Origin of the sequence: Streptomyces sp. NPDC059743 (assembly GCF_042732975.1) — a bacterium.
In the GTDB taxonomy this organism is placed as follows: Bacteria; Actinomycetota; Actinomycetes; order Streptomycetales; family Streptomycetaceae; genus Streptomyces.
The window spans coordinates 49,049-67,658 of the sequence record NZ_JBHWGS010000021.1; the positions used below are offsets into that span (position 1 = coordinate 49,049).

Annotated in this window: 2 protein-coding genes; both read left to right on the forward strand. The window is 69.5% G+C overall.

Annotated elements, in window-relative coordinates:
- The first annotated feature begins 2 nt into the window (after positions 1 to 2).
- Positions 3 to 9,515, forward strand: coding sequence for an amino acid adenylation domain-containing protein (locus tag ACFV6H_RS31520; RefSeq protein WP_385549091.1), 9,513 nt, complete (start codon positions 3 to 5; stop codon positions 9,513 to 9,515).
- On the forward strand, positions 9,512 to 18,589 hold the full coding sequence (locus tag ACFV6H_RS31525; protein ID WP_385549094.1) for an SDR family NAD(P)-dependent oxidoreductase: 9,078 nt from the start codon (positions 9,512 to 9,514) through the stop codon (positions 18,587 to 18,589). Before ACFV6H_RS31520 ends, ACFV6H_RS31525 begins: the two co-directional genes overlap by 4 nt.
- Positions 18,590 to 18,610: the final 21 nt, after the last annotated feature.

Sequence of the window (18,610 nt, forward strand, 5' to 3'; positions counted from 1 at the left end):
GCATGTCGGCGAATTGCTTCATCATCGGCGGAACACGAGTACTGACGCAGTGTGCGGCCCGGCTTCTCGACGCGGGCGTCCGTATCGAGGGCATCCTGAGCGACGACCCGGCCGTCGTGGTGTGGGCGGCCGAGCACGGTATTCCGGTGCTCGATCCCCGAGGCGATCTGGTCGCGGCGCTCTCCGGGCGCGAGTTCGACTATCTGTTCAGCATGGTCAACTTCCGGATCCTGTCCCGCGAGGTGCTGGCACTGCCCGCCGTCGCGGCGATCAACTTCCATGACGGACCGCTGCCGCGCTACTCCGGCAGCAATGTCCCGGCCTGGGCGCTGTTCGAAGGCGCGAGCCGGCACGCGGCGACCTGGCACCTCATGGACGAGGCCGTGGACGCAGGCGGTGTGCTGCTGGAGCGCTGGTTCCCCGTACGCAACCACTCCACCGCGCTGTCACTGACGTACGAGACGGCCGAGACCGGCATCGAGCTGTTCGGCGAGCTGGTCCCGCACGTCGTCGCGCGGAGCCTGCCCGACCGTGTCAGCACCGAGAACCGCGAACGCCGTTTCTACCGGCGCTCCGCGCGCATGGCCTCCGGCGGACTCATCCACGCGGGCACCTCGGCGGCCGAGGCGCAACGTATCGCGAAGGCGCTGGACTACGGGACGTTCCCCAATCCGCTGGGCGTGCCCGCGCTCGTCACCGAACTGGGCGCGGTCTTCACCCAGCAGGTCAGGATCGTCCCCCGGGACATCCCGGGCGACGCCGTCCGCACCACGACGACCGTGGTGTCGGTGACCGGGTCCGCCCTCAAACTCGCGGCTCCCGACGGCGACTTGCTGCTGAGCGACTTCACGGCCGTCGACGGCAGCGCGCTGAGCGGACAGGGAGCGGCACAGCGCCTGGGCATCACTCCGGGCGGCCCGCTGCCCGCCGTGTCACAGGAGCGGCTGGCGGCCGTCGCCGCCGCGCAGCGACCGCTGCGGACGAACGAGCCGTGGTGGCGGGAGCGGCTGAGCGAGCTGCGGCCCGCGCCGCTGAGCACCGAGGACTTCTCCGCCGCGTCGGCACACTACGGCCGCTACGGACTGGCGTACACACCCAAGTCGCGCGCGGAGCACACCGCTCTGGTCCGTGCCTTCCTCGCCGTACTGGCCGAGCGCATGGGCGAGGAGACCTTCGACTTCGCGTGGTCGCCCTCGGGGGCGCGCGTACGGGCCGAGGAGACGCACGGCCTCGCCGCCGCACGGTTCCCGGTGCGGTACGACGGCGACGGCAGCCGCGCGCTGTCGGACCGGCTGGACGAGGTGACGGCGAAGCACGGATACGCCACGGACCTGGAGATACGACTCGGCCTGGCCAGACGCCCACCGGGCTCCGCCACCTTCACCCGGGTCATGGTGCTGGAGCGGCACGAGGGCGAGGAGGCCTCCGTCGAACCGGACACCGAGATCGCGCTGCTCTGCCTGGCGGACGGGCCGCCCGCGATCTTCGTACGGGAGACCGCCATGGCGCAGGACGAGGCGCTGGAGTTCACCGAACGGGTGGAGGACGTGGCGCTGGGCGCGCTGCTGCTGGGCGAGGACGCGGCGGTACGGGCGGCGGATTCGCCCGTACCGGCCGGGATCTCGGTCGTACCGGACGCGGACCGGGTACCCGAGCCTGTAGCTGAAGCCGGAACCGGAGCCGATCCTGAGGTCGACCTTGATGCCGCGTCGGCCTCGCCCGATGTCACGGTGCTGGATCTGATCGCGTCCGTCGTCGCCGAGCGGCCCGACGCCATCGCCGTACACAGCGGCGACCGCCGGCTCGACTACGCGGGCCTGGACGCCTGGGCCGACGCCATCGCCGCGCGCCTGTACGAACAGGGCGTCGGCGCCGGCTCCGTGGTCGGTGTGCTGATGGCGCGCGGTCCAGGGCTGATCCCGGCCATGCTCGGGATCCTCCGCTCCGGCGCCGCGTTCCTCCCGCTGGATCCGGACTATCCCGTCGAGCGGCTGACCAGGTATACGGAGGTCTCGCGATGCGACCTGGTCCTCACCGACGCGCGCACCCAAGCCCTCGGTGAGACGCTAGGCCTCGCACTGCGGCTCCCCGAACCGGACGGCTCGGCGCTGGCGGTCCCGCCTCGCGTCGGCGGAACCGATCTGGCCTACACGCTCTTCACCAGCGGATCGACGGGCGAGCCCAAGGGCGTCGAGGTCGAGCACAGCGCCCTGGCGAACTTTCTCACCGGCATCGGTGACCGGCTGAACTCGTCCGCTGAGGACATCGTCCTCGCACACACCACCATCGCCTTCGACATCTCGCTGCTTGAGCTGCTGCTGCCGCTGACGGTCGGCGCGACCGTACGGCTGGCCTCCCGCGAGGTGGCACGCGATCCGCACCGGCTGGCCGAGCTGATCGGCGAGGTGACCGTCGCGCAGGCGACACCGAGCATGTGGCGGCTGCTGCTCGGCACCGGCTGGACTCCACACCAGGAACTGGCTGTACTGTCGGGCGGCGAGGCGCTGCCGCCCGCGATCGCCGAGCGGCTGCACACGACGGCGCGCGAGCTGTGGAATCTGTACGGTCCCACCGAGGCGACGATCTGGGCCTCGTACCACCGTGTCGAGAGCGTGGGCGCGTCCCTGCCGCTCGGCGAACCGCTGCCCGGCCTTGAACTGCACATCCTGGACGCGGAGTTGCGACCGTGCGAGCCAGGTGTGCGAGGCGATCTCCATATCTCGGGTGCCGGGCTCGCCCGTGGCTACGCCAACCGTCCGGACCTCACGGCGGACGCGTTCCACACCCATCCGGTCACCGGAGTCCGGCTGTACCGGACCGGTGACGAGGCACGACGTCACTCCGACGGTGCCATCGAGTGGCTGGGGCGCGCGGACGCCCAGGTCAAGGTCCGTGGCAATCGGATCGAGCCCGCCGAGATCGAACGGCTGCTGGAGGCGCACGACGGTGTCACGGCGGCGGTGGTCGTCGCGGTGCCGTTCGAGGGACGCGGCGAGCCGCGTCTGACGGCGTATCTGGTCGTGGACGGCGGAGCCTTGGCCGCATCCGGCCCGGCCGCGACTGCCCTGGCCGCGGCTGTCCTGACCAAGTCCGCACTGGACGGAACCGTCAACCGGGCGCTGCCCGACTATATGGTCCCGGACGCCTATGTGCCCGTGGACGCCCTGCCGTTGACCGACAACGGCAAGATCGCGCGGGCCAGCCTGCCGCTGCCGACGCGCGACAACATCATCCGCTCGACCGCCGAGGTGCCCGTGGCGCGGCGCGCGGCGCCGGAGACTCTGGTGGACACGATCGCTCGGGTGTTCGCGTCCATCGTCGGACACGAGGTGTTCGAGCCGGGCGACAGCTTCTTCGATCTGGGCGGTGACTCCGCCAATGTCGTGCTCGCCGCCACCGCGCTCGGCCGTGAACTGGGCGTCGATATGAGTCCCACGTCGATCTTCGCCACGGGCACGCCCGCGAAGCTCGCCCAACTGCTCCGCGACGAAGGTGTGGTGGCCGAGGAACCGGACTCGGTCGCGGAGGTTTCCGTTCCCGTACCTGCTCCCGTACCTGCTCCCGTTCCCGTTCCCGTTCCCGCTCAGCGGGAGGCGGCTCCGGTCGAGGTCCCGGTCGCGGCTTCGGGCCCGGCGCCGGTTGTCGCGGCCGAGCCGGAACCACGTACGCCTGCTTCCGTCCCAGCGGCGCAGGCTGACCATGCCGTAGCGGTGATCGGGATGGCCTGCCGTTTTCCCGGCGCGGCCACGCCCGACGAGTTCTGGGCCAATCTGGCCGCCGGTGTCGCCGGGGTGGGTGACGCACCGGCCGGGCACCGGGGCTGGGGCCATCTGTGGTCCGACACCGACGAGGTGCCGATGGCGTGGGTCGACGGTGTGGAACGGTTCGACGCCGTACGCTTCGGCCTCACCGACCGGGAGGCGCGCCGGCTCGATCCGCTCCAGCGGATTCTGCTCAGCGTCACCGACGAGGCGCTGGAGGGCTCGGGCCACGACCACACCTCGCTCGGCGCGAACACCGGAGTGTTCGTCGGCACCATCGCCAGCGACTTTCCCGCGCTGATCGCCGGCAGTGTCGGACACAGTGACCCGCACACCGCGACGGGCACGGCCATCTCCATGGTCGCCAACCGGCTGTCGCACGTGTTCGACTGGTCCGGGCCCAGCTTCGCCGTCGACACCGCCTGCTCGTCGTCGCTGGTCGCGTTGCATCAGGCCGTGACTCATCTGCGCGTGGGCGATATCGACGCCGCCGTCGTCGGCGCCGCGAATCTGGTGCTGACACCGGACAAGAGCCGGGCCTTCGCCCGTAACGGCATGCTCTCGCCTCAGGGAGTGTGCCGTGCGTTCGACGACGACGCGGACGGTTATGTACGCGGCGAAGGCTGTGGCGTACTGATCCTCAAGCGGCTCGCCGACGCCGAGCGCGACGGTGATCCCGTACTGGCCGTGGTGCGCGGTACGGCCGCCAACCACACCGGTGCGAGCGCCGGTTTTCTGACCGCGCCCAGCAGGACGGCGCAGGAAGCGGTGATCCGTAAGGCGCTGGCCGTCTCCGGTGTGCCCGAGAACGGCATCGGATACGTCGAGGCCCATGGCACGGGCACGCAGCTCGGTGATCTCATCGAACTGGAGGCGTTGCAGGCCGCGTTGGGTGGCGCCGGAACCGGCTCGGTGGCCGTCGGATCGGTGAAGACGAACATCGGCCATCTCGAACCGGCCGCGGGAATCGCCGGGTTGATCAAGACGATCCTGGCGCTCCAGGCCGACCGTATCCCGCCGTCTCTCAACCTCACTGTTCCCAACAGCACGTTCCGGTTCGAGGCGTCGCCTCTCTATGTCGCGGACCGGCTCGTGCCGTGGTCAGGGCCGCGTGTGGCCGGAGTCAGCAGCTTCGGCTTCGGCGGCGCGAACGCGCATGTCGTGGTCGCGGCGGCGCCGCTGCCATCGGCGTCGGCCTCAGCAGCCGTCAACGGAGCGCCCGGTCCCTGTCTGCTCACCTTGTCCGCGGGCTCGGACCAGGCGCTGCGTACTCTGGCCGACCGGCTCGTCCGGCTGCTCCGCTCTCCGTACTGCCCGCCGCTCGCCGCCCTCGGTGTGGCGAGCCGACGGCGGCCGACCGCTCCGTACCGGCTCGCCTGTGTGGTGGACAGCATCGAACAACTCGACGACAAGCTACGGCTGTTCCTGGCGGGAGTGGACGACACCCGTTCGCTGTACGTGGGCACCGTGCCCGAGCCGCTCGGGACGACGCTGCCACCGCTCGGTGAGAAGCCGGGCCGTGACACGCTCGACAGGACCGCCAGGCGATTTGTGGCGGGCGAGAGCCTGCCGACGGAGCCTCGGCGCGCCGGAGTACGTTTCCCGACCGCGCCGCACGACGAGAAGTACCTCTGGCTGGAGCCCGTGGACAGGCCGGCTCCGACGAAGGCCGAGGCCTTGGACGCGGTGGCGGGCGCGGGCGGCGCCGTAGCGACCCTGGCTGGCCGGGGCGTACGGACATGGACGGACCATCCCGAGGCGGTGGAGCATGTGGTCCTCGGCCATCCGACTCTGCCGGGCGCCGGATATCCGGGAAAGGTCGCCGAGCTGCTCGGCCGCGAGCGGTTCGGACTGCGTGACATGACCTTCCGGGCGGCCGTCCGGCTGCCCGCGACACTCACCGCGGAGCGCGACGGCACGGCGGTGGTGTTCCGCGACGGTACCGGAGCGATGGTGTGCGGCGCGGAGCTGACCGATGCCGAATACACCGATACCGAACACACCGGGCCCGCTCTCGTACCACCGGCCTCCGAGGACGGTTTCACTCAGGTCGACCTTGACGCGATGTACCGGGCCTTCGAGCGGAACGGGCTCAGCTACGGCGCGGGCTTCCGCTCCGTCACCTGGCTGGCCACCGCGCCGGGAGAGGCGCTCGGCACGCTGAACAGGCCTGCTGCTTCTGCTCCATCGGCCGTCGGCGACGGCCCGGTCGACGCACGGCTGCTCGACGGTGCGTTCCAGGTGGCCCTCGCGGCGTGTGGCGCCGAGGGCCTGTATGTCCCGTTCACCATCGGGCGGTTGACCGTGCTCGGCCGGCTCTCCGGAGCGGTACGGGTGTACGCGCGCCGGGACCGGGACAGCGCGCCCGACTCCGGACTGCTGACCGCGAGCCTGCTGGTGTACGACGGCACCGAACCGGTACTGGAAGCGCGCGGAGTCACCTGGAAGCGGCTCTCCCCGACGCCGCCGGCCTCGACGCCCAGGTCCGGCACTTCCACTACGAGCAACGGTCACACACCGTCGGCTTCCGGTCCGTCCGGAGGCTCTCGCGGCGCCCGAGGCTCGCTCGGCTCGGCAGCTCTGGGGCCCGCGCTCGCACAGTGGGTCGCGCATGCCCTGGAGATCGATGTCGAGACACTCGAACTGGACCAGCCGTTGCAGGAGCAGGGGCTCGACTCCATGCTCTCCGTCTCGCTGGCGCAGGACATCCGGTCGAAGCTGGACGTCGACATCCCGGTGACCTTGGTCCTGGAGACCGGGACGGTGGAGAAGCTGGTCGCCGAACTGCGCGACGAGTACGGCGTGACGTCGGCGCCCGCGCCTGCGCAGGCGCCCGAGGCCGCATCGGTGGAGACAGCGCCGGTGCCTGTCGCGCCGCTCCTCGAAACCGGCGGAGCGCACGCCGAGGCGGGCACGGTCCATGCTGACACGGCCCACGCTGACACGGACCGCCATGACATCGCCATCGTCGGTATCGACGGTGTCTTTCCGAGCGCCGGCAGCCCGGCGGAGCTGTGGCGTGTGCTGATGGACGGCGAGGACTGTCTCCGTGAGGTGCCCGAGGACCGCTGGGACATCGACGCCTACTACTCCACCGACGCCGAGCCGGGCACCGTATATCTCCGCCGTGCCGGCTTCGTGGACGAACTGACCGGCTTCGACGCCGGGTTCTTCCAGATCTCGCCCGCCGAGGCGCGCTGGATCGATCCACAGCAGCGCCATCTGATCCAGTCCGCCTGGCGGGCCGTGGAGGACGCGGGAGCGGCGGGCCGCTCCCGGGACCGCTCCGTGGGTGTCTTCGTGGGCGCGAGCTATCAGCACTACCGGGACACCGTCGTGGGCGAGGTCGTCCAGACGGCGGCGGGTCTGGGCAATCACAACGCGATCCTGGCGAATCGAGTGAGTTACTTCCTCGATTTGCGTGGGCCGAGTATGACGATCGATACGTTGTGTTCGTCGTCGCTGGTCGCGCTGCACACCGCCGTACGCAGTATCCGCGAGGGCGAGTGCGCGCAGGCGATCGTCGCCGGCGTCCATATGGCGATGTCTCCGCAGTACTTCCAACTGGGTTCCCGGCTACGGTCGTTCTCGCCGTCGGGTGCGTCGCGTGCGTTTGATGCGTCGGCGGATGGGTTTGTGCCGGGTGAGGGTGTGGTCACGGTGGTGATCAAGCCTCTGGTGGATGCGGTGCGGGACGGTGACCGTATCCGTGGGGTGATCAGGGGTTCGGCTGTCAATCATGGTGGTCGTACGTCGGGTCTGACGGTTCCCAGTGGTGCGGCGCAGCAGGAGGTGATTGCTGCTGCGTTGAAGGACGCGGGGATCGGTCCGGACAGCATCGGGATGGTGGAAGCCCATGGTACGGGGACGAGTCTGGGTGATCCGATCGAGGTCGACGGGCTTTCGCGTGCGTGGCGCGAGGAGACCGACCGTAGGCAGTTCTGTGCGATTGGTTCGTTGAAGAGCAATATCGGTCATCTGGAGCCGGCGGCGGGTCTGGCCGGGCTGGTGAAGGTGCTTCTTGCGATGGAGCATGAGGAGATTCCGCCGACGTTGCATGTGACGCGGCCCAATGATCACATCCGGTTCGAGGACAGCCCGTTTTATATCGCCGACCGGCCGGTTGCCTGGCCGCGCACGGATGGTGTGCCACGGCGGGCCGCACTCAGCGCCTTCGGCATGGGCGGAGTTAACGCGCATGTCATTGTCGAGGAACCGCCCGCTGTCCCGGCACACGAATCGTTGGCCCAGGAGAGCTATGTGCTCCGGATCAGTGGTGCGACCGAGGACGCGGTAGGCGAACTGGCCACGTCCTACGCGCGTCATCTCAGCACCTCGCTCACCACCGACCTCGGTGACTTCACCTATACCGCGAACACCGGGCGTTCCTCGCACCGCTACCGGACCGCTGTGACCGGTACGAACACCGCAGAACTGGTGGGCAGGCTCACCGCGCTGGCCGCGGGAGTCCGGCCGATCGCACGGCTGACCAATCAGCCCAAGACCGGCGTGTTCATGTTTACGGGGCAGGGCTCGCAGTACGGGGACATGGGCCGTGGGCTGTTCGCCACGGATCCGTTGTTCCGTGCGGCGCTGGAGGAGTGTGCGGAGCTGCTGGCGCCGCACACCGACACGCCACTGCTTGAGCTGTTGTTCGGCGAGGCTCGGTCACGTCTTGATCAGACACGGTATGCGCAGATCGGCATTGTCAGTGTGCAGGTGGCGCTGGTCCGGATGCTGGAGGCCTGGGGGATACGGCCGGATATGGTCGTGGGCCACAGCGCCGGTGAGCTGACCGCCGCGTGGGCGGCCGGAGTTCTTACGCTTCCTGATCTACTGCGGCTGGTCGCGGTACGTGGTCGGCTGATGCAGGCGCAGCCCACGACGGGCACGATGGCGGTGGTCCATGCCGACGCGGAGACGGTACGTGCTGCCCTGGCAGGGTATCCCGAGGTCGAGATCGCCGCGTACAACGCTCCTCGGTCCCTGACCATCAGCGGCCCCGAAGCAGCCGTCGATGCCTTCTGCGAGCAAAGCGGACACCGTACACAGAAGTTGACGGTCAGTCATGCCTTCCACTCGGCGGCCATGGAGGGTGCTCTCGCGCCGTTCGCCGAGGCGGTCGCAGCGACGCCGCTCTCCGCTCCCCGGATCCCGTTCGTGTCGACACGGACAGGCGACTGGCACACCGCTGCCACCGTCGCCGATCCCATCGGCTGGGCCCAGGCCATTCGCCGTCCGGTGCTCTTCTCACAGGCGCTGACCAGGACGGAGGAGGCCGGCGCCCAGGTCTTCTGGGAGATCGGTCCGCATCCGGTGCTCACCTCGCTGGGACGTGCCACTCTCCCGGGCGCCGGGCTTCAGTGGCTGCACACACTGCGCCGTGGCCGCTCCGACCAGGAGGAGCTGCACACCGCCCTGACGAGTCACTACAACCAGGGCAACTCGGAGATCCACTGGGACGCCGTGCATCACGGCAAGAACCAGCGCACCACCACCATCCCCACCTATCCCTTCAACCGGCAGCGTCTCGCCGCGCCTGCCGCGCCTGCCGCGCCTGCCGCGCCTGCCGCGCCTGCCGCGCCTGCCGCGCCTGCCGCGCCTGCCGCGCCTGCCGCGCCTGCCGCGCCCGCCGTGACGCCCGTACCCGAGCCCGTCGTCACTCCCGCAGTCCCCGCGTCGGCCGCCGAGGTGCGGGCCGGCGGTCATCCGCTGTTCGACCGTCACTACGTCAATCGGAGCGAGGGATCGTGACGTATCGGGTGGAGACCTACGAGAAGACATTCGCCGGGCGTGAATCCTTCCTCGCCCAGCACCGCTCCGGCGGGATCGGAATCCTGCCCGCCTCGATGCAGTTGGAGATGGCCCTCTTCGGGATCGCCTCCCGCCAGGCGTTCACTCCGCTGGAACTCACCGATGTCGCCTTTCTGCGTCCGTTCACCGTCGCCGACTCCGCCGAGGGCACCGTACGGCTCGATGTGACCTTCGGCCCGCGGACGCGGTTCGAGCTGAGTACCGGCACCGACGCGGGACGCAAATCGCTCTCCACCGGCACCGGCCGCCCGCTCCCGGAGCCGGAGGCGCGTCCGGTGGCGGCATGGGAGGTGTCCTGCCCGCGGACGCTCACTCCGCAGGCTCTGTACGGGAGTTGGTCGAGCCGTGGCCTGGAGTACGGGCCGGACTTCCGTACCGTACGAGAACTCCGTGTCGGGGACGGTACGGCCGAGGCGGTCCTGCACACCACCGCCGAACCGTTGCCCTGGTATGCCCATCCGCTGCTGGTGGACGGTGTGTTCCAGGTGGTGAGCTGTGCGCTCCAGGCCGAGGGCGAGCAGACACAACCACGTCCGATGCTGCCGATCGGTGTCGCACGGTTCGCTCTTCTCTCCGATCTCACCGAACTCGCCCGGACGGCCGGGCCCGTCACCGTGCGCGTCCGGCGGACCGCCGTCGAGGGCGCCTACTCGGTCGCCGACGCCTTGGTTCTCTCCTCGTCGGGCGATGTCGTCGCCGAGTTCGACGGTGTACGGATGCGGCGCATGCCCGCGGCGGCCGACGCGCGGGGGAGTGGTACGGTCTCGCCGCTCACCACCTGGATCCGCTGGACGCCCGCCACCGCGCTCTCTTCGCCCGTCCCGCGCGAGGTCACGACGGGCACCTGGGTGGTGCTGCACCACGGTGAACCGGACGCCCTGGGCGGACACATGGTCCGTACGCTGGTGGCGCGAGGCGCGCGTGTGGTGGAAGTTCTCCATGAGGAGCCGGTCACCAGGCCGGTCACCAGGCCCTCCGATGAGCCTTCCGGCGAGCACCGGGTCATGCCCGAACCCGACGAGGCCGCGTTCCGCCGGCTCTGGGAGGAGATTGCGGAGCCCGTCGCGGGCGTGGTCCATCTGTGGAACACCGGGCCGGTCCGGTCGGCCGACTCGGAGTTGAGCACCGGTCTGTACGGTTGCCTCGCCGCCCTGAAGACACTGGGCGAACGACAGCGCAAGGCGCGGTTTTTGGTCGCGACCGAGAACGCGCAGCCGGTCGCGAACGGCGATCTGCCCGTTCCCGAGCGCGCCGCGCTGTGGGGCCTGATCAGGACCGCTGCCATCGAGTACCCGGGACTGCGCCCTCGCCTCGTGGACCTGGACCGGGGCTTGGACCTGGACCTGGACCTGAGTACGGATGCAGGAGCCGGTGCGGGTACGGCTACGGCGGCGGGCGAAGCCCTGCTCGCGGAGCTGGACGCGGGACCGGTTGAGGCCGGTTACCGGAACGGTGTCCGCCATGAGCCCGTACGTATGCCGTTCCGCCGGGCCGGCGTCGGTCGGCCGCCTATCAGGCGCGGTGGGCGCTATCTGATCCTGGGCGGCCACGGCGGCCTCGGACTGGAGGTCGCCGCGCGCTTCGCCAAGGAGGGCGCGGGCACCGTCGCGCTCGTCAGCAGATCCGGCGGCTCGGGCGTCGACCACGACCGGATCGCCGAGATCGAATCGTACGGCTGCGCCGTTGTGTCGTTCGGTGTGGATGTCGCCGAGCCCGGCGCGCTCTCGGCCATGGTCGCGGAGATCCGGCGCGACATCGGGGATCTGCACGGTGTCGTTCATGCGGCGGGCACGTTGAAGGACGGGCTCATCCGCTCCGCCACCGCCGCCGATGTCGCGGCCGTACTGCGGCCCAAGACCGTCGGCGTCCATGAATTGGCCGCCGCCGTCGCGGGAACCGAGCTGGACTTCGCGGTGCTGTTCGCCTCGGTGTCCGGGACGTTCGGCAATCTCGGACAGGCGGGATACGCCGCTGCCAACGCCTATCTCGACGCCTTCGCACACGCACGGAACGCGCCCTGGATCAGTGTCGACTGGGGCCTGTGGGGCGAAGTGGGCATGGGAACGGCGGTCGCCGAACAGTTGCGCCGACGCGGTGTCCGACCGCTGGGAACGGCCGAGGCGCTCGACGCGCTGCTGACGGCGCTGCACGGCGACGCGCGCCAACTGGTCATCGCGCACCCCGACGTCGACCATCCGGAAGTGGACAGCACACCGGCAGGCAATACGCCGACAGACAACACACCGGCAGACAGCACACCGGCAGGCAACGCGCCGGGCGACGACGGGAAGGCCCGCCACGACGAGCTGGCGCGCTTCCTGGCGGAGCGGCTGGGCATCACGGACTTCGACCGGGACGCGCCTCTGGCGGATTACGGCATCAACTCGATCATGAGCGTCGAGCTGTCGGAGGAGCTGTCCCGCCGCTGGAACACCTCCCTGCCCGCCACACTCTTCCTTGAGTACGGTGACTTCGCCGAGCTCGCGGACGCGCTGACCCAGCGGTACGGAGCCGTGCCTCCGGCCGCCGCGCCCGCGCCCGTCGAAGCGGAATCCGTACCGACACCTGCTTCAGCGCCGGGACGGGATGCCGAGCCGCAGGCCGTCACCGGCAGGCGCCGTCGTCCGCGCGCCGAGGACATAGCCGTGGTCTCGGTCTCGGGCGATCTGCCCGGTGCCACGACCTTCGCGGAGCTGTGGTCCATGCTCAGATCCGGTGGCGACGCCTTCACCGACGTCCCGGCGGACCGGTGGAGCGCGGACGCCCACTTCGAGGAGCGCGGCCCGTACATGACGGGAACGTACTGCCGCACAGGTGCCTTCCTGTCGGGGATCAACCGCTTCGATCCGAAGTTCTTCGGGATCTCGGTCCGCGAGGCCGAGGAGATGGATCCACAGCAGAAGCTGCTGCTCGAACACGCTTGGTCGGTGATTGACGACAGCGGACTCGCGGGCCGCAAGGACATCGGGGTATTCGTTGGCGCGACGTACACCCATCACCGCGACGCCCAGGGCCTCGGCACCGTCGGGCCGCACACCGCGCTCGGTTCGATGAACGCCATACTGGCCAATCGGATCTCGTACGCACTCGATCTGCACGGCCCGTCGCAGACCGTCGACACTCTCTGCTCGTCCTCGCTGGTCGCCGTGCAGCAGGCCGTCGCCGGGCTGCGCGCCGGGCACTGCGGAGCCGCGATCGTCGCGGCCTGCCATGTGGGACTGACTCCGTGGTACTACCGGAGCCTCAGCCAGCTCGGCGCGCTGTCCGAGACCAGGCCACGGCCCTTTGACGACCGGGCCGACGGCTTTGTGCCCGGCGAGGGCGCGATCGTGGTCATGCTGAAGCGGCTCGCCGACGCGGAGAAGGACGGCGACCGGATCTGGGGCATCATCCGTGGCGCCGCCGTCAACCACGGCGGGCGTGGCAGCGCGCTGCCGGTGCCGCGCAGCGGGTCCCAGGTCGCGGTGGTACGGGCGGCCCTGGCCGACGCGGGAGTGGAGCCGACGGACATCTCTCTGGTCGAGACCCATGGCACGGCAACACGGCTCGGTGATCCGATCGAGATTGCTGCCCTCACCGAGGTGTTCGGCGGCGACACCGCGCGGGAGGACCCGTGTTTCCTCGGCTCGGTCAAGGCCAACATCGGGCATCTGGAGCCCGCGAGCGGTCTGGCCGGGCTGGTCAAGGTCCTGCTGTCGCTTCAGCACAGGGAGATTCCGCCGCTGGCCGGCTTCGAGAGACCTGGCGCGCATATCGACTTCTCGTCCGGTCCGTTCGTGGTGCCGACCGAAGCGCGGCCATGGAGTACGGACGGGCCGAGGCTGGCCGGGATCAGCGCCTTCGGCATGGGTGGCACCAATGCGCATATCGTCGTCCAGGAGTACGTTACTGACGCGGACTACCGTCGTACGGAGACGGTTGATACAGCGTCCGCCGAGCATCTGCTCGTCCTCTCCGCGCACACCTCGGAGGCACTGCTCCGACGAGTTGGAGACGTCGAGCGCCTTCTCACGGACGCGCCTTCGGTCGATGTGGACGCGCTGTGCCTCTCGGCGGCCGTGGGACGTGACCATCTGCCGCACCGGATCGCCGTACTGGGCGTCGACGCAGGCGAGTTGAGGGCAGGGCTGCGCCAGGCGTCACGTACATCGGGAGACATTACCGGGGTGGTTCTACGCGGGTCGACGGTCCTGGTGAACGAAGGGACGACGAACGGCGGGGAACTCGTCGCGCGCGCCTTCCAGTACGCCGCTGGTCGGAGCGTCGACTGGCGTGGTGTGTACGAGGGCGTGCGGACGCGCAGGCTGTCCTTGCCTCCGTACCCGTTCCGGCCGGGAGCCGGTTCCGAGACCGTAGCCGATATGTCCGACGGCGGGGTCGGTCTGGCCGATATGGCCGATGCGGGAGACCGTCTGATTCGGGCGCATCGTGTCTTCGGCCAGGAGACGGTACCGGCGGCGCTGCTGCTCGCCATGGGATTCGAGCGGACCACCGTTCTGGAGCGGATTGTCCTCATCGCTAAGGGAGTTGGCGCGCAGCGGCTCACCAGCGATCTGGCCGAGCGAGCGCGGTCGGAGACCGCGGCCTTCCGGTACGGCGACCAGGTCATCGCCCATCTTGTCCTGGGCGCACCGCCATTGACCGAGCATGCTCCTGGCAGGTCATCGATCGACGCACTGCGCGCCGACTACGGGCGGAGGCTGGAGCCGGACGGTCTGTACGCGTGGTTCGCCGCCAAGGGAATGGAGTTCGACGCACCGCTGAAGGCGATCACCGCCATCCACTACGGCCCGGCCGGAGTGCTCGCCCGGCTCGATGGTGACGAGGAGAGCCCGTCGGTGCGCCGGATCGTGGCGATCGACGCCGCGCTCCAGAGCATGGCCGTACTGACACTGGCCGATCCGGCCGCCTCACCGCTGACCTATCTGCCGGTGTCCATCGGCCGCGCCGTACGGTGGGCCGACCCGGCGTTGACCGCTTTTGTCCATCTGCGGGCCGTCGAGCAGGACATTGACGGCACACGGCGAGGCAGCGCGACGCTGCTCTCCGCCGAGGGACGAGTTCTGGTCTCGCTCGATGATGTGGTGTACCGACCGCTGCCCAACGATGGAGCTCTGTCGGTCTCTTGCGCGGTAACTCCCGCTGGTGGAACGGTAGATGAGGAAGCCGTCGTCGCGCTCGTACGGTCAGTGATGCGCGATCCCGACATCACGCCCACGACCTCACTCTCCGCCGCAGGCCTCGATTCGATGCTGGCGACGATGGTTGCGACCGAGATCGGGGAGAGCCTGGGCATACGGCTGAGCCCCACGGATGTTCTGAGCGCACGCGACTGCCGTGCCCTGGCGGCGGTGGTGGCGGACCTGGCCCCTGAGGGGACAGAGAAACCGGCCGAGGAGGAGACAGCAGCCGCCCGGGATTCGACGGCCACGCTCGTATCCACGGCGCCGACCGCATCCCGTGCGACTCCGCCCGGCGAAGCGGCAGCCCGTACCAAGGACATGGCCGTCATCGGCCTCGCCCATGCGCTGCCCGGCGCCGCCGATCCGGCACTGTTCTGGCCGATGCTGTCGCGCGGCGGGACGGGCGTCGGCCGCGTACCGTCCGCGCGGTGGAACGGCGGCGCGGACGCCGGCAGTGCCTCCGTCGGCGGCTTCCTGGAGAACATCGATGAGTTCGACGCCCGCTTCTTCGACTTCTTCCCCAAGCAGGCGGATGTCCTCGATCCCCAGGTCCGCTGGCTGCTCCGTACCGCGTGGGAGGCCTTGGAATCGGCCGGCGTGCCCGCGCTGTCCGTGCCCGCGTCGACCGGTGTCTTCGTGGGGGCCAGCTATCAGCACTACAAGGACTACAACATCGAACCGGAGCTGGACGCGCCGAGCGGCCTCGGCAATCACAACGCCTTCCTGGCGAATCGGGTGAGTTATTTCCTCGATCTGCGGGGGCCGAGTATGACGATCGATACGTTGTGTTCGTCGTCGCTGGTCGCGCTGCACACCGCCGTACGCAGCATCCGTGACGGCGAGTGCGCGCAGGCGATCGTCGCCGGAGTGCGGCTCGCGATGTCGCCACTGCACTACACCGCGATGCGGAGTCTGCGCGCGCTGTCTCCGTCCGGTGTGTCGCGTGCGTTTGATGCGTCGGCGGATGGGTTTGTGCCGGGTGAGGGTGTGGTCACGGTGGTGATCAAGCCTCTGGTGGATGCGGTGCGGGACGGTGACCGTATCCGTGGGGTGATCAGGGGTTCGGCGGTCAATCATGGTGGTCGTACGTCCGGGTTGACGGTTCCCAGTGGTGCGGCGCAGCAGGAGGTGATTGCGGCTGCGTTGAAGGATGCCGGGATCGGTCCGGACAGCATCGGGATGGTGGAGGCGCATGGTACGGGGACGAGTCTGGGTGATCCGATCGAGGTCGACGGGCTTTCGCGTGCGTGGCGTGAGGAGACGGATCGGCGGCAGTTCTGTGCGATTGGTTCGTTGAAGAGCAATATCGGTCATCTGGAGCCGGCGGCGGGTCTGGCCGGGCTGGTGAAGGTTCTTCTTGCGATGGAGCATGGCGAGATTCCGCCGACGTTGCATGTGACGCGTCCTAACGATCACATCCGGTTTGAGGACACGCCGTTCTATGTCGCTGACCGGCCGGTTGCCTGGCCGCGTACGGATGGTGCGCCTCGGCGTGCCGCGCTCAGTGCGTTCGGGATGGGTGGTGTCAACGCGCATGTCATTGTGGAGGAACCGCCCGCTGTCCCGGTGCGTACGGTGCTGCCGCAGGAGAGCCATGTGCTGCGTGTCAGCGGAGCGACCGAGGACGCGGTACGGGAAGTGGCCGCGGCCTACGCGGATCGGTTCGCCGACTCCCATGACGATCAGGAGACGGCCGACCTCTGCCACACGGCCAACGTCGGCCGCTCGGCGCTGGACTTCCAGACAGCGGTGTACGGTCGCGACGCCGCCGCCTTGGCCGACGAACTCCGTGCCGTCGCCGATGGACGTATCCAGGTGGCGCAGACCGATGGTGAATTGACGCTACATCAGTCCGCTGATCGATTCGCTACGCAGACCGACCGGCACGCGGCGGTCGTGGATCTCGTACAGCGTGGATACGCCCATACCGACTGGACGTTGCTCTCCGCGCCGGGAGCGAGGATCACCGATCTGCCCACCTATCCGTTTGCCCGTGGCCATCACTGGCAGGTCAGGGACTCGGCTGTCGCCTCGGACGCTACGGATCCGGCAACATCCTTGATGCTCGGGGCTCCGGAGGCGCTCCGTACCGGCTGGCGTGCGGCGGACATCAACGAAGAACCGTTGAACGGCGGGAACTTGGCCGAGGCCGTTACCGTCCGCGTCGTCGCGGCGGAGCGGGAGATGGCAGGCCTGGTCTCGGCTTCTCTTCGGGACATGGGCGTGCGCGTTGTGGAGGAGGGACAGCCGGTCGAGGCCATCGTCGTCGTCGGCGCGGCCTCAACGCTCGGTACGGAGTCCGAACTGAGCGGCTTCTGGAGCGATCTGCGTAACTGGATCGCCGCGCTCCCCAGGGACGGGAAGATGGTCTGGGCCGGTCACCACTCGACCGTGGTCCATCCGGAGGAGCGTGCCCGTCTGCTGCCCGGAGCGGCGGCCGAGGCGATGGCGGTACGGGCGGCCTGCGCGGAGAACCGGTTCGCTGTCGCGACCATCGACTTGGACCCGGCGGACCTGGCCGCCCTGCGCGCCCGGCAGATAGCCGCCGAGTTCGTGGCCCTGCACACCGGCATCGACAGCGGTGGTGGCACCGCCGTCGATACCGCCGCCGTCAATACCGCCACCACCGTCGATACGGTCGTGGCCTACCGGCGCGGAGTCCGCTTCGTTCCCGAGTCCGTCGTGGCGAGGTCGGCCCCGGCCGCCAAGCTGTCCATCGACGGTTATTACCTGGTCACGGGTGGTCTCGGCGCGGTCGGCCGACGCCTGGCCGAGCACTTGATCGAGCGTGGCGCGAAGCGCGTAGGCATCGTCGGCCGCTCGACGCTCAACAGCGTCAACTCGCCTTATCTGGAAGAACTACGGCGGCGTGCGGAGGTGGACTATCTTCCCTGCGATGTCTCGGACGCCGCCGCCCTGACCGCTGTCGCAGCCCGGTTCGGGCAGAGCTGGGGCCGGCTGTTGGGCGTCGTGCACTCCTCGGGTCGCGTCAATCCGTTCGGCGCGGTACGCCGCCGGGAGTGGGCCGACGCCGCCACGGTGACCGGTCCCAAGATCGCCGGTTCGGACAATGTCGTACGGCTGGCCAAGGCCGAGGGCGCCGAGTTCGCCGTACTGGTCTCCTCGATCGCCGGTGCCCTGCCTCAGGCGGGCCGTGGGCTGGTCGACTACGCCTTGGCCAACGCCTACCAACTCGCTCTCGCCGAGCGCGAGCACGACTCCGTCACCGCTGTCACCGCCCACGCCTGGCCCAACTGGACCGGTACCGGAATGGAGGCGGACGCGTCGTACGCCGCCGTCCACTCGATCACGCTCGCCCAGGCGCTGGACGGATTCGCCGGTCATCTGCGGTCGGGCGGCGGTGTGGTCTTCCCAGGAAGCGCGGCGCCGATCACGGCACCGGCACCGGCGACGACACCTACACCTACACCGGCACCGGCGATGGCTCCGGTGCCGGCATCGTCACCGGCACGCCCGGCCGCGGAGGCCATGTCCAGCCTTGTCCGCAACGCCTTCCTGGACGTTCTCGGCGAGGACCCGGGCGATCGCGCACTCCCGGATCTGGGGCTCGACTCGCTGGCCATAGCCGAGGTGGCGACCGCCATCGAGCGCCGCAGCGGACGGACGGTGGACCCGTCCCTGCTGATGCGTGCGCGTACTGCCGGTGACATTGCCGCCCGCCTCGCCGAGACCGACACCCGCATCCACACCGAATCCGGCCCTGATTCCGAACCTGATCCGACGGTCCCGGTAGCGGCGCCTCGCCAGGCATCCGGCTCGACACTCAGTTCGCTGCTCCGGCCTCTGCTCACGCAGAACCGAGGTCACTGACCCATGCGGAATCAACCGTAC